Here is a 22,226-nt window from a genome sequence, read left to right as displayed (position 1 = left end):
CCGGGGCCGCCCGCGGACGGGCGGCCCCGGTCGCGCGGGTCAGCGGTGGAACCGCAGGTAGTCGAACTCCGCGGTCACCGCCGGGGTGGCGCCGCCGTGCGCGACGAGGCCGATCCGGGGAGTGGTGTCGGCCGGGAAGGTCCACACGGCGCCCCACGTCCAGTGCGTGCCGTCCCGGCTGGACCCGGCCCGGAACTCGTGCTCGCCGCTGACCGGGTCGACGTGGTGGGCCAGCCGCAGCCAGGTGGTGGTGGCCGGGGTGCCGACGATGCTGCCGCCGTAGACGGGCTGGCCGGCGAAGGGCAGCTCGTAGCCGTACTCGACCTGGCGGGTGTTCCAGATGGCCACCTGGGCTAGCCGGGCGAACCGGTCGTCGTCCACGTACGCCACGAGACCCGCCTGCTGGTAGTTGCGGACCACGTCCTCACCCAGGTCGAGGGTCACCTTCGTCTCCGCCACGTAGTCGCCCGCGGGCGCGTCGCGCAGCAGGATCCCGGCCGTGTTGCCGGTGCCGACGAGGTCGCTCGACTCGACCGGCCAGCGCAGCGCGCCGCCGGTGACGGTGGCGGCCGGGTTGGGCCGGATCCACTGCCAGGCCGGGTCGAGCCCGTCGGTGAACTCGTCGGAGTATTCCGGGAGCACCGGGCCGACCCGGGGCGGGGCGACGGTGTGCCGGACCGGCCGGTACAGGCGGGCCGCGCTCACGTTGTCGAACTCGGCCGCGCCGCCCTCGGCGCGCAGCGCGAGCGGGCCGGCCGCCGGCCGGGTCAGCGCCAGCGTCACCACGGCGAGCTGGTCGCCGAGGCGGGCCGGGCTCAGCTCGGCGACGAGGTGCCGGCCGCGTACCTCCACGGCCAGGTTGTGCCGGTCGGTGAGGTCGAGCCCGGCGGGCAGCGGCACGCTCGCCGTGGCGCCGCCGCTCTGCCGGGCGGTCAGCCGGCCGCCGCCGACCGTGACGTCCACCGTCCCGAGCCGCAGCCCGGCCGTCTCCGCGCCGGACAGCCGCAGGTCGGCCTCGGCCCGCACGTCGCCGCCGAGCCCGGTCCGGCTGGTCAGCGTGCCGGTGCCGGCGAGGACGCCGCCGGTCACCCGCCAGTCGCCCGTGCCGCTCCGCCAGTCGTGCAGGTCGGCGGTGTCGAAGCGGGCGTCGACCCGGCCGGTGGTGACCGGCGCGGAGCGGGGCTCCTCGGAGGGCCCGGCGCCCGCGTTGACGGTCGGCCAGCCGTCCACCCAGTCGAGGCGGTCCAGCAGCATCGGCCGCTCGTTGATCCCGAACGGCTCGTCCAGGTACGGATCGGCCCGGTCGATCGCGTGGTAGGCGATCCAGTCCTGCCCGGACAGGTCGGTGAGCACGGCGTTGTGCCCGGTGCCGATCCAGCGGTTGCCGTTCTGGGTGAGCACCGGCGTGCCGCCGGCCCGGGACACGTCGAGCCGCTGGCCCTCCCGGTCCACGAACGGGCCGCGCGGGTCGCGGGCCCGGCCGACCTGTACGGAGTAGCCGGTGGCCGGGCCGGCGCAGCAGTTCGCCGTGGAGGCGAACAGCCAGTACCAGCCGTCGTGGCGCAGCACGTAGCCGCCCTCGAACTTGTTGTCGATGGCGACCAGGGTGGACGCGCCGACCGCGCGCAGCCCGTCGGCGGAGAGTTCGGTGACCGAGATGCCGCCGTAGTAGCTGCCGTAGTACAGGTAGGACCGGCCGTCGACGTCGGTGAACTGGCTGGGGTCGATGGTCCACAGGTAGCCGCCGCCCCCGCCCGGACGCGGGGCGACGACGGGCTCGTCGGCGAACGTCCACGGTCCGGCCGGGGTGGGCGCGGTGGCCGCCCCGATCGCGGTGTCGAAGGTGTCGCCGGAGACGGTGGTGTCGGTGACGGTCACGTACATCACCCAGCGGTCGGCGATCCGGCGCACGTCGGGCGCCCAGAACGCCGCACCGGGCGCGGCGAAGGACGGTCGCTGGTCCGGGGCGAACGCGTCGCCCACGTAGGTCCAGTCGACCAGGTCGGCGGAGCGGGCGATCGGCACCCGGTGCGCCCGGCGTTCGCCCTCGCGCAGCGGGTCGGAGGTGCCGAAGGCGTACCAGAGGCCGTCGTCGCCGCGGACCACGGCCGGGTCGGCGAAGGTGTCGGCGAAGCCGGCCGAGACCGGGTTCCGGTAGCGGTCGGCCCCGGCGGCCGGTGCGGCGGCCGTTGTCGTCGTCAGGAGCAGAGCGAGTGCGGCGGCGAGCACGCCGCCGCGGTGGAGGTGTCCCATCAGGCCTGCCTTGGAGGTAGACGGAGGTCACTGCGGTGCCCCCGTTTCTACAACGTTGGAGACAACGATGTAAAGAGCGACGCGCACGGGTCGGTGGGTACCGAACCGTTCGCGTGCCAGCATGGCGGCATGACCACCCGCACCGACGGCCGCGCGCTGGCCGGGCTCGCCGCGCTGCTCGCCGACCCCACCCGGGCCGGCTTCTGCCTCGCCCTGCTCGACGGTCGGGCCTGGACGGCGGGCGAGCTGGCCCGGTCCGCCGGGGTCGCGCCCTCCACCGCGAGCGACCACCTCACCCGGCTGGTCCGCGGCGGGCTGCTCGTCGAGGAACGGCAGGGCCGGCACCGCTACGTCCGCCTCGCCGACCCGTCGGTGGCCCAGCTCGTCGAGGACCTGGCCGGCAGGGCGCCCGCCCCGGCGACCCCGCCCCGCACGTTGCGCGCCGCGTCGGCCCAGGCGTCCCTCGCGTACGCCCGGACCTGCTACGACCACCTGGCCGGCCGGCTCGGCGTACTCGTGCACGACGCCCTGCTCGCCCGCGGCGTGCTCGACAGTTCCGGCGGCCTGGCGGTGACCCCGGCCGGGATCGCCTGGCTGGCCGACCTCGGCGTGCCCGTCGCGCCGCTGCGCGCCGCCCGCAGGCCCCTGGTCCGGGACTGCCTGGACTGGACCGAGCGCCGCCCCCACCTGGCCGGCGCGCTGGGCGCCGCGCTCTGCCGGCGCTTCCTCGACCTCGGCTGGACCGCGCGCGGCACCGGCCGGGCCCTCCGGGTCACCCCGGCCGGCCGCCCCGCCCTGGCCGAGGCCCTCGCGCTCGACCCGGCCGCCCTGGCCCCGCCCGCCCGGGACACCGGCCCCGCCCGCGCCTGACCCCTCGCCACCCGGCCCTGCTGTTCCGGCCGGCGCGCTGCCGCCACCCGCCGGCTGACCCGCTGCCCGCCCCGGCGCAGACGGCGGTGATCCGGCCGGCGCGCGGCTGCGGCCGGGTCAGAGCCAGCCGGCCTCGCGGGCCCGCCGGACCGCCTCGGCCCGGTCGGCCGCGCCGAGCTTCTGCACGCACGCCGCCAGGTGGTTGCGGACCGTCCCGGCCGCCAGGTGGGTCCGCCGGGCGATCACCGCGACCGGGGTGCCCAGCTCGGCCAGGCGCAGCGTCTCCAGCTCCCGCGGGGTGAGCGGGCACTCCGGCAGGGTCAGCGCCTCGGCGGCGAGGGCCGGGTCGACGTACCGGGCGCCGGCGTGCACCCGACGGATCACGTCGGCCAGCGCGCCGCCCGGCGCGCCCTTGGCCAGGAACCCGCGCGCACCCGCGGCCAGCGCCGGCCGGAGGTGGGCGGGCCGGCCGTGCCCGGTGAGGATCACCGTGGCGCAGTCGGGCAGCACGCGGGCCAGCTCGGCGGCGACCTGGACCCCGCCGGGCGCCGGCATCTCCAGGTCCAGCACGGCCACGTCGGGCCGGTGGGCCAGCGCCGCGTCGAGGGCGGCACGGCCGTCGGCGGCGTGCGCCACCACGTCGATGTCCGGCTCCAGGTCGAGCAGGGCCGCGAGGGCGAGCCGGATCAGCTCCTCGTCGTCGGCCAGCAGCACCCGGATCACGAGGCCACCGGCACGGTCGCCACCAGGTGGAACACCCCGTCCTCGGCGTACGCGCGGACACTCCCGCCGGCCGGGGCCAGCCGGTCGGCCAGCCCGCGCAGGCCGCCGCTGAGCCCGTCCGGGCCGGCGCCGCCGGCGCCGTCGTTGCGTACCGTCATGGTCACCAGGTCGTCCTCCCGGGTCAGCTCGATCCGGCACCAGTCGGCCCGGCTGTGCCGCAGCACGTTCGTCCCGGCCTCGCGCGCCACGGCGGCCAGGTCGGCGGCGACCGGCGCGGGCAGCTCGCCGGCCGGCGGCACCACGGTGCAGCGCACCCCGCTGGAGCGCAGCACCTCCCCCACCGCGGCCAGCTGCTCGGCCAGGTCGACGGCCCGGTAGCCGTGCACGGCCTCGCGTACCCGGGTCAGGGCGGACCCGGCGAGCCGGCGGACCTCGGCGGCCTCCCGCCCGGCCCGGGCGGCGTCGACGGGCGCCAGCCGCTCGGCCAGCTCGGCCTTGAGCGCGATGACGGTGAGGTCGTGGCCGAGCAGGTCGTGCACGTCCCGGGCGAAGCGCAGCCGCTCCTCGGCGGCGGCGAGCCGGGCCCCGGCGGCCTGCCCCTGCCGCGCCTCGACGAGCAGGTCCCAGAACCACACCTGGAGCCAGGTGACCGCCGCGATCCCGGCGCCGACGCCGCCGGTGACGAGCAGGGCGGCGCGCGCCGGCCCGCCGGTCGCCTGCGTCACCGCGGCCGAGACGCCGAGCACGGCCGCCGCCGCGAGCAGGGCGGGCAGCGGCCGGAACAGCAGCGGGGACATGCCGACCAGCGACGCGCCCAGCCAGGCCCAGGTCGGCCAGGCGCCGGCGGCGACCGGGCCGACCAGCGGCAGGCTGAGCAGGGCGGCCACCGCCAGCGCGGCGTGCCGGCGGCGCCGGGACCGCGCGGCGAGCCAGGGGGTGACCGCCGCGTGCAGCACCGCCGCCTGGGCGGCGGTGACGGCGGCGAGCCCCACCAGGCCGAGCGCCAGCCGCAGCGGGTCCGGCTCGCGGGCCAGCCCGACGCCGGGCAGCAGCAGGGTGGTCCCGACGTTCGTCGCCAGCGACACCAGCGTGAGCTGCCGGGCCCGCCGCAGCCGGCGGTCCGCGGAGTCGACAGTCATGTCCGCCGATCCTAGGGCCGCCGGCCGCACGGTTCACCCCTGCGGAACGTCACGTGGGACCCGTGCGCGACGCACGGTTTTCCGGTGACGGACGTGCCTGGTCCCGTGCGCGGGGCGCCGGCAGGGTCGGGGCATGACGGAGACGACGGTACGCGTACCCCTGCGGGAGGACGCCCGACGGCTGGCCGGCCACCTGGCCGGGATGGTCGTGGCGATGGTGGTCGGGATGCTGCTGCTGGGCCCGCTGTGGCGGGCCGGCGCCGAGCGGCTCGGCGGCGCCGACGTGCTGGCCCGGGCGGATGTCGGCGCGCTGGTGATGGCGACGGACATGGGGCTGGGCATGGCGGCCTGGATGTGGCACCGGGGCCACGGGTGGGCCGCGACCGCCGAGATGGTGGCGGTCATGTACGTCCCGTTCCTGCTGCTGCTCCCGCCGTGGTGGGCCGGGCTGGTCGGGGACGACGCGCTGATGCTCGGCGGCCACCTGCTGATGCTGCCGGCGATGGCAGTGGTGGCGCTGCGGCACCGGCACGCGCATCCGGCGCCGGCCCGCCGCCATCCGGTGGCCGCCGCCGTGGCGCGCCGGTGGCCGACCGGGCTGGCGGTGCTGATGACCGTGGACCTCTGGTTCGCGCCGACCGTGGTCTCCCCGTGGACGCTGCTGGTGCTGCCGGCCGGCTACCTGCTCATCGGCACCTGGCGGCGGCAGTGGGGCGATCGCCGGAACCTGGCGTGGCAGCTCGCCGGGCTGGCCGTCTGGGGCGGGCTGGCGGCGGCCGCCCTGCTCGGGCCGGCCGGCCTCGCCGGGGTGCTCGTCGGCGTCGGCTGGCTGGCGCACGCCGCCTGGGACCTGGCGCACCACCGCACGGACCGGGTGGTGCCCCGGGGGTACGCGGAGTGGTGCGTGGCGTTCGACATCGCCGTGGGGGTGACCACCCTGCTGGCGGTCGTGTCCGGGTGATCCGGCCGGGGCACGGGGGCCGGCCGGGTCACCCCGGCGTGGCGGGGGTGACGGTTTGCGGCGGTCGCCGCGACGGCCGGGTGGGGGTGATGAAAGGCTTGCCCCATGAGTTCCGCACCAACCCCGACCGATCCCGCCACCCCCGCCGAGGACGAGGCCGCCGCCTTCGCGGACCTCGGGCTGCGCACCGAACTGCTGAACGCGCTGGCCGCCCTCGGCTACGAGGAGCCGACCCCGATCCAGCGCGAGGCGATCCCACCGCTGCTCGCCGGCCGGGATCTGCTGGGGCAGGCGGCGACCGGCACCGGCAAGACCGCCGCGTTCGCCCTGCCGCTGTTGCAGCGGATGCCCGACGACCGGCCCGGCGGGGACCCGGTGTCGCTGGTGCTGGTGCCCACGCGGGAGCTGGCCGTGCAGGTCTCCGAGGCGTTCCACCGCTACGGCAAGGACCTGGGCGCCCGGGTGCTGCCGATCTACGGCGGCCAGCCGATCGGCCGGCAGCTGCGCGCCCTCGACGCCGGCGTGGACGTGGTGGTGGCGACCCCGGGCCGGGCGCTGGACCACATCGCCCGGGGCACCCTGCGGCTGGGCGCGCTGGCCACCGTGGTGCTCGACGAAGCGGACGAGATGCTCGACATGGGCTTCGCCGAGGACATCGAGGCGATCCTGGAGCACGCCCCAGCCGGCCGGCAGACAGTGCTCTTCTCGGCCACCATGCCGGCCCGGATCGACGGGCTGGCCCGCAAGCACCTCACCGACCCGGAGCGCATCCAGATCGAGCGCGAGCGGCCGGTCGCCGGCGAGGCGCCGCGGGTGCGGCAGAGCGCGTACATCGTGGCGCGGGCGCACAAGCCGGCGGCGCTGGGCCGCGTGCTCGACGTGGAGTCGCCGACCGCGGCGATCGTGTTCTGCCGCAGCCGGGAGGAGGTGGACCGGCTCACCGAGACAATGAACGGCCGGGGCTACCGGGCCGAGGCGCTGCACGGCGGGATGAGCCAGGAGCAGCGCGACCGGGTGATGGGCAGGCTGCGGTCGGGCACCGCCGACCTGCTGGTGGCCACCGACGTGGCGGCCCGCGGCCTGGACGTGGAGCAGCTCACCCACGTGGTCAACTACGACGTCCCGTCGGCGCCCGAGTCGTACGTGCACCGGATCGGCCGGGTGGGCCGCGCCGGGCGGGAGGGCGTGGCCATCACCCTGGCCGAGCCGCGCGAGCACCGGATGCTCAAGACCATCGAGCGGGTCACCGGCCAGCGGATCGCGGTCGACAAGATCCCCACGGTGGCGGACCTGCGCACCCGGCGGCTGGAGCTGACCCAGGCGGCGCTCCGGGAGTCGCTGCTGGAGGACGACCTGGAGCCCGTGCGGGCGATCGTCGAGTCGCTGACCGACGAGTTCGACCTCATGGAGGTCGCGCTGGCCGCGGTGCGGCTGGCCCACGAGGCCACCCTGCCCGGCACGGCCGACGAGGAGGAGGAGATCCCGCAGGTCGCGGTCCGCGCGCCCCGGGAGACCCGACCGGGGTACGAGGGCCGGGACCGGCGCGGTGGCGCGCGTCCCCGCGCCGGGGGCACCACACAGGTGTTCATCGGGCTGGGCCGGCGCGCCGGGGTCCGCCCGCAGGACCTGGTCGGCGCGATCACCGGGGAGACCGGGGTCAGCGGCCGGGACATCGGCTCGATCGAGATCGCCGACCGGTTCTCCCTGGTCGAGGTCCCGTACGGGGTCGCCGACGAGGTGATCCAGGGATTGCGCGGCAGCACCATCAAGGGCCGCAAGGCCACCGTGCGCCGGGACCGGGACGGCGACGGCGGCGGCGAGCGCCGCTTCGACGGTGACCGCCGGGAGCGGCGCGGCCGCGACGGCGACGGCGGCGAGCGGCGGGAGCGCCGGGACCGCTGGTGAGCACGGCCGAGGCCCCCGGTCCGGGTGGACCGGGGGCCTCGGCGTGTCGGTTGGTCAGGCCGCGGCGAGCGGCTGGCCGCCCAGCGTCTCCGCGTCGACCTCGGCCGGGCGCAGCGCCAGGGCGAGCACGTCGGCCACGTCGGCGAGGGTGTGGATGGTCAGCGCCTCGCGGACCTCGGTGGGCAGGTCGTCCAGGTCCGGCTCGTTGCGCTTCGGGATGATCACCTCGGTCAGGCCGGCCCGGTGGGCGGCGAGCAGCTTCTGCTTCACGCCGCCGATGGGCAGCACCCGGCCGGAGAGGGTGACCTCGCCGGTCATGCCGAACTCCGGGCGGACCGGCCGGCCGGTGACCAGCGACGCCAGCGCCGTCACCATGGTGATGCCGGCACTCGGGCCGTCCTTCGGCACCGCGCCCGCCGGGAAGTGCACGTGGATCCGCCGCCCGGCGAGGGCGTTCGGGTCGATGCCGAGGCGTCGCCCGTTGGAGCGCAGGTACGACAGCGCGATGTGCGCCGACTCCTTCATCACGTCGCCGAGCTGGCCGGTGAGGGTCAGCCCCGGCTCGCCCTCCATGCTGGTGGCCTCGATGAAGAGCACGTCCCCGCCGGCTCCGGTGACCGCCAGGCCGGTGGCCACGCCGGGCACCGCCGTCCGCTCGGCCGACTCCGGTGTGAACTTGGGCCGGCCCAGGTAGCGGGCGAGGTTGTCGGTGTCGACGCGGACCGGCGCCGGATCGGACGCCAGCGCCACGGTGACCTTGCGCAGGATCTTCGCGAGGGCACGTTCGAGCTGCCGGACGCCGGCCTCCCGGGTGTACTCACCCGCGATCAGCGCCAGCGCCCCGTCGGCCACGGTGACCTCGTCGGCGGTCAGCCCGGCCCGCTCCCGCTGCCGGGGCAGCAGGTGGTCCCGGGCGATGGCCACCTTCTCGTCCTCGGTGTAGCCGTCCAGGGTGACCAGCTCCATCCGGTCCAGCAGCGGGCCGGGGATGCTCTCCACCACGTTCGCGGTGGCCAGGAACAGCACGTCGGACAGGTCGAGGTCGACCTCCAGGTAGTGGTCCCGGAAGGTGTGGTTCTGCGCCGGGTCGAGCACCTCCAGCAGGGCGGCGGCCGGGTCGCCGGAGTAGCCGACGGCCAGCTTGTCGACCTCGTCGAGGAGCACCACGGGGTTCATCGAGCCGGCCTCGCGCAGCGCGCGGACGATCCGGCCGGGCAGCGCGCCCACGTAGGTGCGCCGGTGACCGCGGATCTCCGCCTCGTCGCGGACGCCGCCCAGGGAGACCCGGACGAAGTTGCGGCCGAGGGCCCGCGCCACGGATTCGCCGAGGCTGGTCTTGCCGACGCCGGGCGGGCCGGCCAGGGCGAGCACCGCGCCGGAGCCGCGGCCGCCGACCACGCCGAGGTTGCGCTCGGCGCGCCGGTTGCGCACCGCGAGGTACTCCAGGATGCGGTCCTTCACGTCGGCCAGGCCGGCGTGGTCGGCGTCGAGCACGGCACGCGCCGCGGCCAGGTCGGTGTTGTCCTCGGTACGCGTGTTCCACGGCATCTCGAGGACGGTGTCGAGCCAGGTGCGGATCCAGCCGGCCTCCGGGGAGGCGTCGCTGGCCCGCTCCAGCTTGCCGACCTCGCGCAGGGCCGCCTCGCGGACCTTCTCGGGCAGGTCGGCGGACTCGACCCGGGAGCGGTAGTCCGCGGAGCCGTCCGGCTCGTCCTCGCCGAGTTCCTTGCGGATGGCGGCGAGCTGCTGGCGGAGCAGGAACTCGCGCTGCGACTTCTCCAGCCCCTCGCGCACGTCGTTGTTGATGCGCTCGGTGACCTCCTGCTCGGCCAGGTGGTCCTTCACCCAGCCGACCAGCAGCTCCAGCCGGGCGGTGACGTCCGGGGCGGCGAGCAGCTCGGTCTTCTGCGCCAGCGTCAGCCAGGGCGCGTAGCCGGCCGCGTCGGCCAGCTCGGACAGGTCGGTCATGCGCTCCATGGCGTCGATGACCTGCCAGGCGCCCCGCTCCTGGAGGACCGAGGTCATCAGCGCGCGATACTCGCGGCCGAGTTCCCGGGCCCGGCCGGCGGGGGCGGGTTCGTCGAGGGTGGTGGCCTCGACCCAGAGGGCGGCGCCCGGTCCGGGCACGCCGGAGCCGATGCGGGCCCGGGCCAGGCCGCGGACCACGGCGGCGGGCTCGCCGCTGGGCAGCCGGCCCACCTTCTCGATGGTGGCGACCACGCCCACCGAGCCGTACTCGCCGTCGAGGCGGGGCACGGCGAGCAGCTTCTTGTCGCCCGTGGCGCGGGCCGCGTCGACCGCGGCCTGGGTGGTCGGGTCGAGGGTCACCGGGATGACCATGCCGGGCAGCAGGACGGCGTCGGTCAGAGGAAGTACCGGAAGAGTTGCCATCGAACACCTGCTATCACGTTGAGTTGAGCGTGTCAGGCTCAAGTAACAAACCGTCTCCCTTGTTCCGGCTTGTGACCCATGCCACTCCCGCCGCCCGGCCGGACAGCCTCACCGGGCCTGAACGCCCATTTGGCGGCACGGAGATAAGGCGACCCGCCGAATGGCGAAGGACGGGTATTGTTGCGAAATTGCCGCGAGATACGTCAAACTCTTAGCCACACCCCGCCCGACACAGGGAGTAATGGCGATGGCAAGGAAAGTAATCACCGTTCTGACCGACGACCTCGACGGCGGAAAGGCCGATCGGACCGTCGAGTTCAGCCTGGACGGCGTGGCGTACACGATCGACGTCTCCGACGAGAACGCGGGCGTTCTGCGCAAGGCGCTGGACCCGTACATCAGCGCTGGCAGGCGGATCGGGCGTGGCCCCGTCGAGGCCGGGCGCGCGGCGCGCGGTGTGACCCGCCCCAGCACCTCGGGAATGGACCGCGAGCAGAACCGCGCCATCCGGGAATGGGCCGCCAAGAACGGCTACGAGATTTCCGAGCGGGGTCGCATCCCCGTCTCGGTGGTGGAGGCGTACAAGAACCGCTGAGCCCTCCCGGTTCACCGTCGGGCATCCCGGGGTCACGCTGAGAAATCGGCGTGGCCCCGGTCGGCTTTTCCCACCGTTAACAATTTTCAGCCGGGCGGGCAATCCCGGCAGCGAACTTCACCCCGCGCGCACCGGTCCGCACGCGCGCGATCCCGGATCCAGGAGGCCACCGGTGCGCGTCAGCATGGCGACCAGCGCCGGCCACGCCGGCCGGCCGAACGAGGACTTCCTCGGCGCGGTTCCCGACGCCGCCGTGCTGCTGGACGGCGCCGGCATCCCGGGCACCGCGACGATCTGCGCCCACGGCGTCGCCTGGTACACCCACCGCCTGGGCGGCGCGCTGCTCGGCCGGCTGTCGCGGGACGACGGGCGGGATCTCGTGTCGCTCCTCGCCGCCGCCATCGGCGAGGTCGCCGCCGCCCACCGCGACACCTGCGACATCGCGCACCCTGCCAGCCCTCAGGCGACAGTGGCGATCGTCCGCGCCCACCGAGGCCGCCTGGACCATCTCCTGCTCGCGGACTCCTTTCTCGTCCTCGACCAGGTCCGTGGCGGCCCGCGGGTCCTCACCGACGCGCGCGAGGCCACCGCCCGGCGCGCCTGCTCCGCGCCGCTGGACGGCCTCGTGCCGGGCACGCCGGAGTACGAGCGCGTCCGGGAGTCCTGCGTCGAGGCGCTCCGGGCCCGCCGGAACCAGCCGGGTGGCTACTGGATCGCCAAGGACGACCCGTACGCCGCGGAGGAGGCGGTCACCGGCAGCCAGCCCCTGGACGACCTGCACGGCGTCGCGCTGCTCAGCAACGGCGCCAGCCGCATCGTCAGCCCGTACGCCCTGACCGACTGGGCCGGCGTGCGGGACCTGCTCGTCACCGACGGGCCGGCCGAGGTCATCCGCCGCGTCCGGCAGGCCGAGGCCCGCGCCTCCGGAGGCCCCGATGCCCTCGTGCCGGACGATGCCACGGTCGCGCACTGCACCCACCTCCCGCGCTGAGCGCCGACGGCCGGCGCGGTGCCGGTCCGTGTCGATCATGAGGTTGGCGGCGCGGTTCGTCCTGTTCGTCGCGGCCAACCTCATGATCAACGCTGGGGTCAGGATCGTGGGACGGCCGGAGCCGCCCGGGCGTGCCCCCGGGCGGCTCCGGCCGTCGGTGTTCAGTTGACCCGGATCCGCACCGCGTCGAAGGCGGGGGTCTGGTTGGCCCGCTCCATCATGGGGATGCGGTGCGAGCCGTCACCGGCCCAGACCGCGCACTGCGCGAGGCCCGACTGGGGCAGACCGGGGACCTGGATGGTGACCTGGTCGGCCTGGCGGCTGCCGCCGCCGTCCTCGGTCGCCACGAAGAACGCCGGAACGTCCTGCGGGTTCGACGGCGCCGCCTGGGTGGTCTGCAGCATCCGGCACGCGGTGTGGAAGTGGCCCCGCACCAGGCCCTGGTCGTTGAGCAGCGAGCTCTCCAGGTAGTAGCCACCCTGGCCGGCGGCGAGGAACCGGTCGCGGATCAGGTTCCGGGTGCTCACCCGGAGGGTGAACGGCTGGTTGCGCTGGACCCGGTTCGGGAACTGCGTGATGAGCAGCGAGGGGTTGTTGGCGGCGGCGCCGACCTCACCGAACGCGGTGCTCACGCAGCGGTTGCCGTTCTGGAAGCCGTCGTGCGCCTGGAGCTGGCTGTTGGAGCAGTCCTTGGCGAGCACCTGGAGCCCATTGTTGCCGCCATTGTTGCCGCCGTTGTTCCCGCCGGTCTGGCCGCCGTTGTTGCCGCCGGTCTGCCCGCCGTTGTTGTCCCCGCCGGTCTGCCCGCCGTTGTTGTCCCCGCCGGTCTGGCCCCCATTCTGGCCGCCGGTCTGGCCGCCGTTCTGGGCGTTGTCGGCGAGGGCGCACTGGGCCAACTGGTCCAGGCCCTGCGGGCGGTCGGCGACGCGGCCGATGGCCGTCGCGATCCGGTTCAACGTCGCGGTCCGCTTGTCGGCGAGGGGCCGCAGAATGGCGTTGTTCACGAAGTCGCCGTTGCGGGCGCCGTCCGCCGCGAGCCGCCGGTTGGCCTCGGCGATCTGGCTGTCCAGCAGGGCGAGGTTGCGGTCCACCTCGGCGCGCGCCTGGTCCGGCACCTCCGGCAGCTTGCTCCGCACGTCCGGGCAGGCCACGGTCGGCTTCGCGGCGCCCGCGCCGCCCCCCTTGGTCTGCTGGCACTCGGCGGACGACATCTGCCCGTCACCCCAGTGGTTGCGGACCCACCGGCCGTTCTGCCAGGTCCGGGTGGTGCTGCCCTGGCCGGCCGGCGCGGTGGCGCCCGGGCTCGCGGGCACGCAGGACGCCGAGGCGGTACGGACGGTGGTCCGCCGGTCCTGGGCGGACGAGATCTGGGTGACGGCGACGATTCCGCCGAAGACCGCGAGCGTGCCGACCACGGCCAGCAGACGCTTGCTCCGCGCGTTACCGGATGACCGGCGCGCCCGTGTGGACCTGCGCATCGAATTGCTCTCCTTCTCGATCCGGTAGCTGACTGGTGACCCCGGCGGACCGATGGAATTCGGGGTGAGGATCACTGCGACGTTCCGGTCGCACGTCGATGACCGACGATGCCCTTTCCGCACCGTCACCGCGCCGTCCGGCGCGGCGGGGAAGATCTGCGTCCATTCCCGCTTAGGTACGGAGCGACGGCGGCGAAGGTTCAACCGGGGAACGGGAGAATTCGCGGGGACACCCGCGAGCCGGGAACGCCGGTCAGTCGGCGCAGAGGTGGTCGAAGGCGAAGCCGCCGTCGAACTCGTCGCGCCGGGCCGCGAGCCGCCGGATCCGCCCGCGCAACTCGTCCCGGTCCACCAGGGACGGTCCGGCGGCGTCCAGGTCGCGCAGCCGCTCCCCGACCGCCACGGCGGACAGGTCCTCGGCGAGCCGGCCCGGGTCGACGCCGCAGGAGAGGCGCTCGGCGGCCAGGTGCACCCGCTCCACGAGGCACCGGCCGGGCCGCACCTCGACCCAGCTCCAGCCCTCGGCCGGGCCGTCCGCCCACCGCACGTGCAGCCCGCGGACGATCGGGTCGGCGAGCCGGCGCTCCACGTACGCCTCGACGGCGGCGGCCCGGGTGAGCGCCCCGAGGTCGTTCACGGGCCCGCGGCGGCCGTCCGGGAGCCGGCCGACGATCTCCCGGAAGCCGACGGCGTCGCCGCTGTCCGGGTCGGTGCCGGCGGCGTAGCCGCGCGCGTCGATGACGTACTCGACGAGGCGGCGGGCGTGCTCGGCGCCGCGCAACGTGGGCGACTCCACCCGCAGCAGCGGCAGGCCGACCGCGGCGCAGACCGCGCTGGTCATCCGCTCGGCCCGGCGCGCGGGCGACCCGGCGGGCGCGGGCGCGGCGAAGCGCACGGCGAACAGCGGCAGGCCGGTGTCGGCGGCGCAGACGACCTGGTCGAAGCCCTCCCGGCCAGCGGTGCTCCACTGGTGGCCGGTGACGCCCGGCGGCCGGCCCTGCACCAGCTCGCCGAGCCGCCGGGCCGGATACCCGACCTGGCCCGCGCGGGTGAGCTGCGGCGCGACCCCGGGCGGGATCGGACGCAGCCAGGAGGCGGCCACGCTGCCGGTGCTCGTCATCTCGCCAGATCCATCCGTCGTTCGGTCGACGCCCGAGTCTAGGACGTCGATCATGGTGGCCGCCTCGGCGGTGCGGCGGTATCCGATCGGCCGGACCGCCCGAGGGCCGCGGAAGGGTCCCCGCGGGCTGTCCCCGACCCGGCATCGGGTGCGCGTCGGGTTCGTGGCCTCTACGCTCGGCCGGTGCACAGCGGACGGACCCCGGAACGCCTGACCAAACGCCACCTCGTCGCCGTCTCCCACGCCATCGAACGGGCCGCGCTGGCCGAGGCGGAGGACGGGCCGCTCGTCGTGTTCGCCCTCTTCCAGCGGCTGCCGTACTTCGCCCGGGAACGCGCGGTCTACCAGCGGATCGCCGGCCGGGCCGCGGTCACCGTGGTCGGCATGGTGGGCGGGCCGCCGCCGGACCTGCCCGCCGGGGCGTACCCGGTGGTGCTGGAGGAGACCGAGGAGCTGGCCCGGGAGTGGAGCGTTTTGGCGCTGACGCCGCGCTTCGGCGCGAGCCTGGTGGCGTACGACCGGGCCGAGGTGGCGCCGGCCGAGACCCTGGAGGCCGGCCGCCTCTTCGACGGGCGCTGGGGTTTCCGCCGGGACGAGGCGCTGCACGACGTGATCCGGCTGGCCGGGCGGCTCGCCGAGCGGCTGCCCGGGCCGGCGCGGGCCGGGCTGGACGAGGCGGTGGCACGGGTCCGGGACATCCCGGCCGCACCGGGCGAGTCCCGCGCCGAGGCCGCGCTGCGGTTGCTGGCCCGGCGGGGTGAGCGGGCGCGTCCGGTCGAGCCGGCGGACGTCCTGCTCGACGAGCCGGGGCTGCGCCGGTGGACCAACGTGGACGGGGTGACCGCCTCGGGCACCCTGCCGGTGGCGCTGGTCGGCCTCCGGGTGGACGAGCCGGCCGGCGCGCCGGAACGCTTCGGCCGGCGCGGCGCGGCCCGGGAGGGCCAGGCCGTCCTCGCGGCGGTCACCAGCGTGCTGGGCCCGGTCGACCGTGCCGTCCGCCTCGCCGACAACGAGTTCCAGCTGATCCTGCCCGGGCGGGACGAGGCGGCGGCGCTCGCCGTGGTGGGCCGGCTCCGGGAGGCGGTGGCCGGGTTGGCCCACTCGTACCCCTTCGTCGCGTACGCGGTGCACGCGGCGGTCACCGTGACCGCCCGGCGGCCGCTGCCGGTCGCCGACCTGCGGCACGCGGTGGAGTGGGCGGTGCGGCAGGGCGTACCCGTGGCGTCGCTGCCCTCGGAACGCGCGCCCGTCCCGGCCGGCTGACCGCCCGAGGAGTGCCACGCCCCGAAACGGGTACGCCCCGCCGGTCCGGTCGAGCACGGCGGAGCGGAGGTGGGGGCATGACGCGCGGGCAGTTCGGCTTCCTCGCCGGGTTCCTGGTGGTCGCGGTCTGGGCGCTGGGCGGCGCCGGGGCGGCGGCCGCCGCCACCGTGGCCGGCCTGGTCGGCTGGCTGCTGGTCCGGGTCCGCGACGGGGACGTCACCGTGCCCGGGCTCGCCGACCGGGCCACCGCCGCCCGGCGCCGCTGAGGCGGCCTGTGATGACCGGCATCCTGCCCCGCCGCGCGACCGCCCCGCCCATGCCGGCACCCGACGGTCCCGGCCCGCTGGCGCCGACACCCGACGGTCCCGGCGCGCCAGCGCCGACACCTGACCGTCCCAGCGCGTCCGCGTCCGCGCCAGCGCTCGCGCCGGTGCCCGACCGTTCCGCCGCGCACGCGCCGGTGCCCGACCGTTCCGCCGCGCAGGCGCCGGTGCCCGACGGCGCGTCCGCGGCCGGCCTCGTCAGCGGCCGGACGGCCTGGTCGGAGGAGCGGATGGCCGGGCTCGCCGAGGAGGCGGCGCGGCGTACCGGGGCGGTCAGCGAGCCGCTCGCCACGGTCCGCGCCGACGGCGGCGCCGTCCGGGTCGACCTGGACGTCGTGATCGCGCACGGCGTCGAGCTGACGGCGGTGGCCGGGGCGGTGCGCCGCCGGGTCGCCGCCCGGATCGAGGCGTGCACCGGGCTGACCGTCGAGGCGGTCACCGTCACGGTGGTGGACCTGCGCCTGCCCGCCGAGGGGGCCACGCCGACCGGCGGGGACCACCCCGAGGGCGGACGGCGCGACCGGGGCCCGGGACCCGGGACGGACACGCGGGAGGCGACGTGAGCGCACCGCGCGGCGACCGGAGCGCGACGTGCGCAGCGTGAACCGGGTCGCCACCCTGCTGCTCGCCGTGGCCCTGCTGGCCGGCGGGGTGCTGGTGGCCGTCGCCGGCCTGCTCGCGGCGCTGGGCCGCCCGGGCCCCCTGCCGGCCGGGTGGTCGGCCACCCTGAGCGCCGTCCGCTGGCGGGACGCCCCGGTGCGGACCGTCGCCGCCACCGTCACCCTGCTGGGCCTGCTGCTCCTGGTCGCCGAGCTGCGCCGCTGGCGGCCGGCCCGGCTGCGGCTCGCCGCCGACGACGGCTGGCACCTGCACCGCCGCTCGGTGGAGCGGCGGCTGGCGCGGGCGGTCCGGTCCGTGCCGAGCGTCCGCCGGGCCCGGGTACGCGTCCGCCGGCGCGGTGACGCCTGGCGCCCCCGGGTGACCGCCACCGGCGACCCGGCCGCCCGGGCCGACGTCGAGTTCGCGCTGCGCCGGGAGCTGGACCGGCTGACCGCGCCCCGCCGCGACCCGGTCGAGGTGCGGCTCGTCCCCGCCCGGCGGGCATCGTGAGCAACGCCGCCCACCGGCTGCTCTGGACGGTGCTCGCCCTGTTGCTGGTCGCGGCGGGCGGCGCCGCGTCGGCGGTCGGGGCGGGCCGGCTGCCCGGCGGCGGCGTGCCGGTGCTCGCGGCCGGGCCGCTGAGCTGGTGGCGGGCCGGCGCCCCGTGGAGCGCCCTCGCGGTGGCCGTCGGCGGGCTCCTTCTCGCGCTGCTCGGGCAGCGGCTGCTCGCCGCCGGGCTGCGGGTGCCGGACCGGCTCGGTGGCACGCTCGCGCACCCCGGCGATGCGGCCGGCCGGACCCGGGTGGCGAGCGGCGTGCTGACCGACGCGCTGGAACGCGACATGCTCCGGGCGCCCGGGGTCCGCCGGGCCCGGGTGGTGCTGACCGGCCCGGCCACCGGGCCGGACGTGTGGGTGGAGGTGCGCCTGAGCCCGTCCGCCGGGCTCGACGCGGCCCGCGCGCACGTCGACGCGGCGGTACGCCGGTTCGCCGCCACGGTCGGCTGCCGTCCCGCCCACCTGGACGTGACAGTGCTGGTGGACGAGGCGGCCCGCTGACCGCCGATCAGACCCGCCGACCGGGGACCGGCGACCGTCGATACGCGACGATGGGCCGGGACGTGGGAGGGAGCGGTCGTGCGGGTGGTGTCGCTGGTGCCGTCGTTGACCGAGGCGGTGGCCCTGACCCGCCCCGAGGTGCTGGTGGGCGCTACCGACTGGTGTACCCACCCGGCGGGGCTGGACGTGGCCCGGGTGGGCGGGAGCAAGTACCCGGACCTGGACCGGGTGCGCGCGCTCCGGCCCGACCTGGTGCTGCTCAACGAGGAGGAGAACCGCCTCGCCGACGCGGAGGCGCTGCGGGCGGCCGGTGTGCCGGTGCGGGTCACCTTCCCGCGTACCGTGCCGGAGGCCCTGACCCAGCTCGGCGAGCTGGTCGGCGCGGTCGGCGTGGCCGGCGAGCCGGACTGGCTGCGCGCCGCCCGCCGGGCCTGGACGGCGCCGCCCGCGCCGGCCACGCCCCGGGCGGCCGTGGTGCCGGTGTGGCGGCGCCCCTGGGTGGTGCTCGGCCGGGACACCTTCGCCGGTGACGTGCTGCGCCGGCTCGGCGTGACCAACCGGTACGCCGACCACCCGGAGCGCTACCCCCGGCCGGGACTCGACGAGCTGCGCGCCCGGGCGCCGGAGCTGGTCGTGCTGCCCGACGAGCCGTACCGGTTCACCGCCGACGACGGGCCGGAGGCGTTCCCGGGGGTGCCGGCCGCGCTGGTCTCCGGCCGGCACCTCACCTGGTACGGACCCTCGCTCGCCGAGGCTCCCGCGCTGCTCGCCGCCCAGCTCGCCGCGGCGGCCTGAGCCCGTCGACCGGTCAGGCGACCGGGGTGGCGTGCACCGGGTCCAGCTCCATGAGCGTGGTGTCGTCCACGTCGTACCCGATCGCGTTGTGCACCGCCACCACGCCGCTGACCTGCCCGGCGAGCCGGCCGGCCAGCTCGACGGCGCTGCGCCGGTCCAGCCGTCCGTCCAGGGTGACCTCGCCGGCGCGGACCTGGACGGTGACCAGGCCGTCCCGGACGGCGAGGACCCGGCGCAGCACCTCCCGCACCACCTCCTCGCGGATCTCCGCGTCGGTGCGCAGGTGCACCCGGAGCAGGTCGCCGCGGGTCACGATGCCGACCAGCCGGCCCAGGTCGTCCAGCACCGGCAGCCGCTTGACCGCCTCCTCGTCCATGAGCCGGGCCGCCGCGGGCAGGGTCGCCCGCACGTGGGTGGTCACCGCCGGCGCGGTCATCAGGTCCCGGGCCACCAGCGCGCCCGCCTTCTCCCGGGCGGTACGCCGGCGCCGCCCCTCGAACACCCGCCGCTCGTCGGGGCGCCCGGCCCACTCCACCTTGTGCAGCAGGTCCGCCTCGGAGACCACCCCGAGCACCCGCTGGAACGAGTCCACCACCGGCACGCCGCTGACGCCCCGGCGGATCAGCACGTCGACGATCCGGCGGTACGGGGTCTCCTCCCCCACCGTCGCGACGTCCCTGGTCATCACGTCGCCCACCTGCCATGTGCGCATCACGGCCTCCTCTGTCCGGCCCTCCTGTCGCGACGGTAGGCCGGCGTCGGCGCCGCTGGTCAGAGGCGGCCGGCAGGCCCGGGCGGGCCGACCGGACCGGGCCGGAAGGGGACCAAGGTCCCGGTCAGGAGGGCACCGGTCGGCCCTGCTGGCGGAGCCCCCGCGGCGGTGGAATGAATGTGCCACCGGACAAGCGCGGTGCGAGGCACAGGAAGGGACGTGGACACCATGACCGCGACGATCGAGCGGATCACCGCCAACACCATCGCTCCGGCGGCCGAGACCACCCGGGACGCCGAGACCACCCGACAGAAGGCCACCCGGTACGTCTTCGCCGGACTGCGGATGGCACTGGGCTGGACGTTCCTCTGGGCCTTCCTCGACAAGATGTTCGGCCTCGGGCACGAGACCGCGGCGAAGGCGGCCTGGATCAACGGTGGCAGCCCGACCAAGGGGTTCCTGACCTTCGGCGCGGCCGGCCCGTTCAAGGGGTTCTACAACGACATCGCCGGCGCGGCGTGGGCGGACTGGCTGTTCATGCTCGGCCTGCTCGGCATCGGCGTGGCCCTGATCCTCGGCATCGGCACCCGGGTCGCGGCGGTCGCCGGCGCGCTCCTGCTGGTCATGATGTGGACGGCCGTGCTGCCCCCCGAGAACAACCTGTTCATGGACGACCACCTCATCTACGCGGGTCTGCTGGCCGGCCTGGCCCTGGTCAACGCCGGTGACACCCTCGGCCTCGGCCGGGTTTGGGCGAAGCTCCCCATCGTCCAGCGGCTGCCCTGGCTGAAGTGAGGTCACCGCGGGCGGTACCCACCGGGCGGGCGTCACCGAGAGGCGGCGCCCGCCACTCTCGTGCCCGCCACCGGTCCCCGCCGCCACGCCGCGGCGGGGACCGACGCGTATCGGCCGGCCGCGATCCGGCAGGATCGACGGGTACCGCATCCGTCAGCACCGAGGAGACCCGCTCATGGAGAAGCCCGAGGTTGGCCCGATCGAGGGCGCGCCGCCCGCCGATCTCGTCATCGAGGACATCACGGTCGGCGACGGCCCGGAGGCCCGCCCCGGCCAGCTGGCCACTGTGCACTACGTGGGCGTGGCCCACTCGACCGGCCGCGAGTTCGACGCGTCGTGGAACCGGGGTGACACGTTCGAGTTCCCGCTCGGCGGCGGCCAGGTCATCGCCGGCTGGGACCAGGGCGTGGTCGGCATGAAGGTCGGCGGCCGGCGCCGGCTGACCATCCCCCCGCACCTGGGCTACGGCGCCCGGGGCGCCGGCGGCGTGATCAAGCCGAACGAGACCCTGGTCTTCGTGGTGGACCTGGTCGGCGTGCGCTGACCCCCGCACCGTGCGCAGGGCCGTCGGCGGCACGCCGGCGGCCCTGACGGGCGTCAGGACCCGTCCGTGGCGTCGGGCCGGTCAGGCCGCCGCGCAGGCCACCAGTTCCCGGGCCGACCCGCACGACGACTCGCGGACCGGCAGCACCCGGTGCAGGCCGGTGGCGCGCAGCACCCGGGCGACCACCGGGTCGGGATCGACAAGCACCAGCTCGCCGCCGCGGGCCCGGACCCGCAGGTGGGCGGCGACCAGCGCGCGCACCCCGGCGGCGGAGAGCAGCCGCACCCCGGACAGGTCCAGCCGCAGCACCGGCCGCGCCGGGGCGGACCAGAGCGCGGCCCGGAACGACGCCACGGTCGCGATGTCGATCTCGCCGACCGCCCGCAGGTCCACCACGTGGTCGCTCACGCTCATCGCCACGTGGAACCGGTCGCCGCTGCTGTCCATGTCCCCGAACCTATCCCCCACCCCCGACAGTTCCGGCCCACCCGCGGCGGGGTTCCGGGTAGGTCCCGGGTGGGACCCTGAGCAGTCTCCGGGTCATCCCGCAGGCCGCCCGCCGGAGGCCAACCCGCCGTACGGACACGCCGCCGGGTACTCCCGGCGAGGGCATCGGCGGTGAAGAATGGCCGGATGGTCGTCCCCCGCCCGCGAGTGCCCCTGCTGATCCGGCCGGTCCGCGAGCCGGCCACCGTGCCGCCGCCCCTGGACGGGCCGTGGGCCCCCACCGACGTCCGGCTGGACCGGGCCGACCTGCTGCCGCTGCCCGAGGGCGCGCACGGCCCGGAGGACGTGCTCGTCGACCCGGACGGCCGGGTGATCAGCGGCGACGAGGACGGCCGGATCTGGTGGTGGCCGGCGGACGCCCCGGCCGGCACCCGCCCCACGCTGCTCGCCGAGACCGGCGGCCGGCCGCTCGGCATCGAGCTGGACCCGGTCGACGGCGGGCTGGTGGTCTGCGACGCGTACCGGGGGCTGCTGCGGGTCACGCCCGACGGGGCCGTGCACGAGCTGACCGGCACGGGGCCGCCTGTGCACCTGGCCGACAACGCGGCGGTGGCCCGGGACGGCACGATCTACTTCACCGACTCCTCGGACCGGTTCCCGCTCTCGCACTGGAAGCGGGACCTGCTGGAGCACCGGCCCAACGGCCGGGTGCTGGCGTACGACCGGCGGACCGGGCGCACCGAGGTGGTGGCGAGCGGGCTCTACTTCCCCAACGGGGTGGCGCTCACGCCCGACGAGTCGGGCCTGATGCTCGTCGAGACGGCCACCCACCGGCTGGTCCGGGTGGACCTGCCCGACGGTCGGACCACCGTGCTGGCCGACCTGCCGGCCTACCCGGACAACGTCTCCGCGGTGGGCGACGGCACCTACTGGATCGCGCTGCCCAGCCCGCGGCTGCCGATCATGGAGAAGCTGCTGCCGCATCCCCGGGTGCGCCAACTCGTCGCCCTGCTGCCGGGGGCCGTGCAGCCGCAGCCCCGCCGCTACGGGCTTGTCGCGCTGGTGGACGGGACCGGGCGGGTGCTGCGCACGTTGCACGGCCCGAGCGGGGCGTACCCGATGGTCACCGGCGTGCGGCAGCACGGGCGGCGCCTCTGGCTGGGCAGCCTGACCGCGACGGGCGTGGCCCGGGTCGACCTGGACTGAACCGGCGCGGGGCCGGCCCGCACTCTTCGCGGGCCGGCCCCGGCCGTTCCTCCCCCC

22 protein-coding genes are annotated in these 22,226 nt (G+C 76.4%); 14 read left to right on the top strand and 8 right to left on the bottom strand.

Annotation, left to right across the window (positions count from 1 at the left end):
* Window positions 1-39: 39 nt before the first annotated feature.
* Complete coding sequence (locus GA0070603_RS01480) at window positions 40-2,253, bottom strand: glycoside hydrolase family 43 protein (RefSeq protein WP_091305965.1); 2,214 nt, start codon at window positions 2,251-2,253, stop codon at window positions 40-42.
* A 129-nt stretch (window positions 2,254-2,382) separates the two neighbouring features.
* Between GA0070603_RS01480 and GA0070603_RS01475 the strand changes: the two genes are divergently transcribed.
* Window positions 2,383-3,123, top strand: coding sequence for an ArsR/SmtB family transcription factor (locus GA0070603_RS01475; protein ID WP_091321380.1), 741 nt, complete (start codon window positions 2,383-2,385; stop codon window positions 3,121-3,123).
* A gap of 117 nt (window positions 3,124-3,240) precedes the next feature.
* Here the strand turns inward: GA0070603_RS01475 and GA0070603_RS01470 are convergent, their stop codons facing one another.
* Window positions 3,241-3,846 (bottom strand): response regulator transcription factor, encoded by a 606-nt coding sequence (locus GA0070603_RS01470; RefSeq protein WP_091305963.1) that lies wholly within the window; start codon window positions 3,844-3,846, stop codon window positions 3,241-3,243.
* Window positions 3,843-4,985 carry a sensor histidine kinase gene (locus GA0070603_RS01465; RefSeq protein ID WP_091305961.1) on the bottom strand — a complete coding sequence of 381 codons (1,143 nt, stop codon included), beginning with the start codon at window positions 4,983-4,985 and terminating at the stop codon, window positions 3,843-3,845. The genes GA0070603_RS01470 and GA0070603_RS01465 overlap by 4 nt, the downstream gene beginning before the upstream one ends.
* Window positions 4,986-5,118: 133 nt before the next feature.
* Between GA0070603_RS01465 and GA0070603_RS01460 the strand changes: the two genes are divergently transcribed.
* Window positions 5,119-5,946 carry a hypothetical protein gene (locus GA0070603_RS01460; RefSeq protein WP_091305959.1) on the top strand — a complete coding sequence of 276 codons (828 nt, stop codon included), beginning with the start codon at window positions 5,119-5,121 and terminating at the stop codon, window positions 5,944-5,946.
* 105 nt (window positions 5,947-6,051) lie between these two features.
* Window positions 6,052-7,851 carry a DEAD/DEAH box helicase gene (locus GA0070603_RS01455; protein ID WP_091305957.1) on the top strand — a complete coding sequence of 600 codons (1,800 nt, stop codon included), beginning with the start codon at window positions 6,052-6,054 and terminating at the stop codon, window positions 7,849-7,851.
* Window positions 7,852-7,905: 54 nt separating this feature from the next.
* Here GA0070603_RS01455 and lon read toward each other — a convergent pair whose 3' ends face one another.
* Entirely contained in the window at window positions 7,906-10,242 is a 2,337-nt protein-coding gene (gene lon / locus GA0070603_RS01450; protein ID WP_091305954.1) for an endopeptidase La, read from the bottom strand.
* A 247-nt stretch (window positions 10,243-10,489) separates the two neighbouring features.
* Between lon and GA0070603_RS01445 the strand changes: the two genes are divergently transcribed.
* Together GA0070603_RS01445 and GA0070603_RS01440 are read left to right on the top strand one after the other, a co-directional pair.
* Window positions 10,490-10,837 (top strand): histone-like nucleoid-structuring protein Lsr2, encoded by a 348-nt coding sequence (locus GA0070603_RS01445; protein ID WP_091321378.1) that lies wholly within the window; start codon window positions 10,490-10,492, stop codon window positions 10,835-10,837.
* Between the two features lie 172 nt (window positions 10,838-11,009).
* Entirely contained in the window at window positions 11,010-11,828 is an 819-nt protein-coding gene (locus GA0070603_RS01440) for a hypothetical protein (protein ID WP_244282341.1), read from the top strand.
* Between the two features lie 161 nt (window positions 11,829-11,989).
* Here the strand turns inward: GA0070603_RS01440 and GA0070603_RS01435 are convergent, their stop codons facing one another.
* Entirely contained in the window at window positions 11,990-13,306 is a 1,317-nt protein-coding gene (locus tag GA0070603_RS01435; RefSeq protein ID WP_167544464.1) for a hypothetical protein, read from the bottom strand.
* A 253-nt stretch (window positions 13,307-13,559) separates the two neighbouring features.
* On the bottom strand, window positions 13,560-14,426 hold the full coding sequence (locus GA0070603_RS01430; RefSeq protein ID WP_091305951.1) for a DUF2726 domain-containing protein: 867 nt from the start codon (window positions 14,424-14,426) through the stop codon (window positions 13,560-13,562).
* Window positions 14,427-14,609: 183 nt separating this feature from the next.
* Here GA0070603_RS01430 and GA0070603_RS01425 point away from each other — a divergent pair, with 183 nt between their 5' ends.
* The 6 genes from GA0070603_RS01425 to GA0070603_RS01400 all read left to right on the top strand — a co-directional run bounded on the left by GA0070603_RS01425 (window position 14,610) and on the right by GA0070603_RS01400 (window position 18,465).
* Window positions 14,610-15,689, top strand: a complete 1,080-nt coding sequence (locus tag GA0070603_RS01425; protein WP_091305949.1) for a DICT sensory domain-containing protein — start codon at window positions 14,610-14,612, stop codon at window positions 15,687-15,689.
* Window positions 15,690-15,766: 77 nt separating this feature from the next.
* Window positions 15,767-15,955: a hypothetical protein gene (locus GA0070603_RS01420; RefSeq protein WP_091305946.1), complete on the top strand. Its 189-nt coding sequence runs from the start codon at window positions 15,767-15,769 to the stop codon at window positions 15,953-15,955.
* 164 nt (window positions 15,956-16,119) lie between these two features.
* A complete protein-coding gene (locus tag GA0070603_RS01415; RefSeq protein WP_167544463.1) occupies window positions 16,120-16,575 on the top strand; it encodes an Asp23/Gls24 family envelope stress response protein in 456 nt (151 codons plus the stop codon).
* A 28-nt stretch (window positions 16,576-16,603) separates the two neighbouring features.
* Window positions 16,604-17,122, top strand: coding sequence for a DUF6286 domain-containing protein (locus GA0070603_RS01410; RefSeq protein ID WP_091305940.1), 519 nt, complete (start codon window positions 16,604-16,606; stop codon window positions 17,120-17,122).
* Complete coding sequence (locus GA0070603_RS01405; RefSeq protein WP_091305938.1) at window positions 17,119-17,670, top strand: hypothetical protein; 552 nt, start codon at window positions 17,119-17,121, stop codon at window positions 17,668-17,670. The genes GA0070603_RS01410 and GA0070603_RS01405 overlap by 4 nt, the downstream gene beginning before the upstream one ends.
* Before the next feature lie 78 nt (window positions 17,671-17,748).
* Entirely contained in the window at window positions 17,749-18,465 is a 717-nt protein-coding gene (locus tag GA0070603_RS01400; protein ID WP_091305936.1) for a helical backbone metal receptor, read from the top strand.
* 13 nt (window positions 18,466-18,478) lie between these two features.
* On the opposite strand, the gene GA0070603_RS01395 is transcribed toward GA0070603_RS01400, so the two are convergent.
* The gene (locus GA0070603_RS01395) at window positions 18,479-19,177 is read right to left on the bottom strand and encodes a CBS domain-containing protein (RefSeq protein ID WP_091305935.1); all 699 of its coding nucleotides are present in this window, start codon (window positions 19,175-19,177) and stop codon (window positions 18,479-18,481) included.
* Window positions 19,178-19,405: 228 nt separating this feature from the next.
* Between GA0070603_RS01395 and GA0070603_RS01390 the strand changes: the two genes are divergently transcribed.
* Both GA0070603_RS01390 and GA0070603_RS01385 read left to right on the top strand, forming a co-directional pair.
* Window positions 19,406-19,972 (top strand): DoxX family membrane protein, encoded by a 567-nt coding sequence (locus GA0070603_RS01390; RefSeq protein WP_091321371.1) that lies wholly within the window; start codon window positions 19,406-19,408, stop codon window positions 19,970-19,972.
* 175 nt (window positions 19,973-20,147) lie between these two features.
* Window positions 20,148-20,516, top strand: coding sequence for an FKBP-type peptidyl-prolyl cis-trans isomerase (locus GA0070603_RS01385; protein WP_091305934.1), 369 nt, complete (start codon window positions 20,148-20,150; stop codon window positions 20,514-20,516).
* 81 nt (window positions 20,517-20,597) lie between these two features.
* Here the strand turns inward: GA0070603_RS01385 and GA0070603_RS01380 are convergent, their stop codons facing one another.
* Entirely contained in the window at window positions 20,598-20,963 is a 366-nt protein-coding gene (locus tag GA0070603_RS01380; protein ID WP_091305931.1) for an STAS domain-containing protein, read from the bottom strand.
* A gap of 186 nt (window positions 20,964-21,149) precedes the next feature.
* Between GA0070603_RS01380 and GA0070603_RS01375 the strand changes: the two genes are divergently transcribed.
* A complete protein-coding gene (locus tag GA0070603_RS01375) occupies window positions 21,150-22,169 on the top strand; it encodes an SMP-30/gluconolactonase/LRE family protein (protein ID WP_091305929.1) in 1,020 nt (339 codons plus the stop codon).
* The last annotated feature ends 57 nt before the right edge of the window (window positions 22,170-22,226 follow it).

It is taken from the genome of Micromonospora chersina, from assembly GCF_900091475.1.
Classification (GTDB): Bacteria; Actinomycetota; Actinomycetes; order Mycobacteriales; family Micromonosporaceae; genus Micromonospora; species Micromonospora chersina.
This window is presented reverse-complemented; position numbering and strand designations above follow the sequence as displayed.

Coding starts and splice junctions, on each gene's coding strand:
- GA0070603_RS01435 (WP_167544464.1), bottom strand. CDS start 13,306: ATGCGCAGGTCCACACGGGCGCGCCGGTCATCCGGTAACGCGCGGAGC.
- GA0070603_RS01380 (WP_091305931.1), bottom strand. CDS start 20,963: ATGGACAGCAGCGGCGACCGGTTCCACGTGGCGATGAGCGTGAGCGAC.
- lon (WP_091305954.1), bottom strand. CDS start 10,242: ATGGCAACTCTTCCGGTACTTCCTCTGACCGACGCCGTCCTGCTGCCC.
- GA0070603_RS01395 (WP_091305935.1), bottom strand. CDS start 19,177: ATGCGCACATGGCAGGTGGGCGACGTGATGACCAGGGACGTCGCGACG.
- GA0070603_RS01475 (WP_091321380.1), top strand. CDS start 2,383: ATGACCACCCGCACCGACGGCCGCGCGCTGGCCGGGCTCGCCGCGCTG.
- GA0070603_RS01390 (WP_091321371.1), top strand. CDS start 19,406: ATGACCGCGACGATCGAGCGGATCACCGCCAACACCATCGCTCCGGCG.
- GA0070603_RS01385 (WP_091305934.1), top strand. CDS start 20,148: ATGGAGAAGCCCGAGGTTGGCCCGATCGAGGGCGCGCCGCCCGCCGAT.
- GA0070603_RS01445 (WP_091321378.1), top strand. CDS start 10,490: ATGGCAAGGAAAGTAATCACCGTTCTGACCGACGACCTCGACGGCGGA.
- GA0070603_RS01430 (WP_091305951.1), bottom strand. CDS start 14,426: ATGACGAGCACCGGCAGCGTGGCCGCCTCCTGGCTGCGTCCGATCCCG.
- GA0070603_RS01460 (WP_091305959.1), top strand. CDS start 5,119: ATGACGGAGACGACGGTACGCGTACCCCTGCGGGAGGACGCCCGACGG.
- GA0070603_RS01455 (WP_091305957.1), top strand. CDS start 6,052: ATGAGTTCCGCACCAACCCCGACCGATCCCGCCACCCCCGCCGAGGAC.
- GA0070603_RS01375 (WP_091305929.1), top strand. CDS start 21,150: ATGGTCGTCCCCCGCCCGCGAGTGCCCCTGCTGATCCGGCCGGTCCGC.
- GA0070603_RS01465 (WP_091305961.1), bottom strand. CDS start 4,985: ATGACTGTCGACTCCGCGGACCGCCGGCTGCGGCGGGCCCGGCAGCTC.
- GA0070603_RS01420 (WP_091305946.1), top strand. CDS start 15,767: ATGACGCGCGGGCAGTTCGGCTTCCTCGCCGGGTTCCTGGTGGTCGCG.
- GA0070603_RS01480 (WP_091305965.1), bottom strand. CDS start 2,253: ATGGGACACCTCCACCGCGGCGGCGTGCTCGCCGCCGCACTCGCTCTG.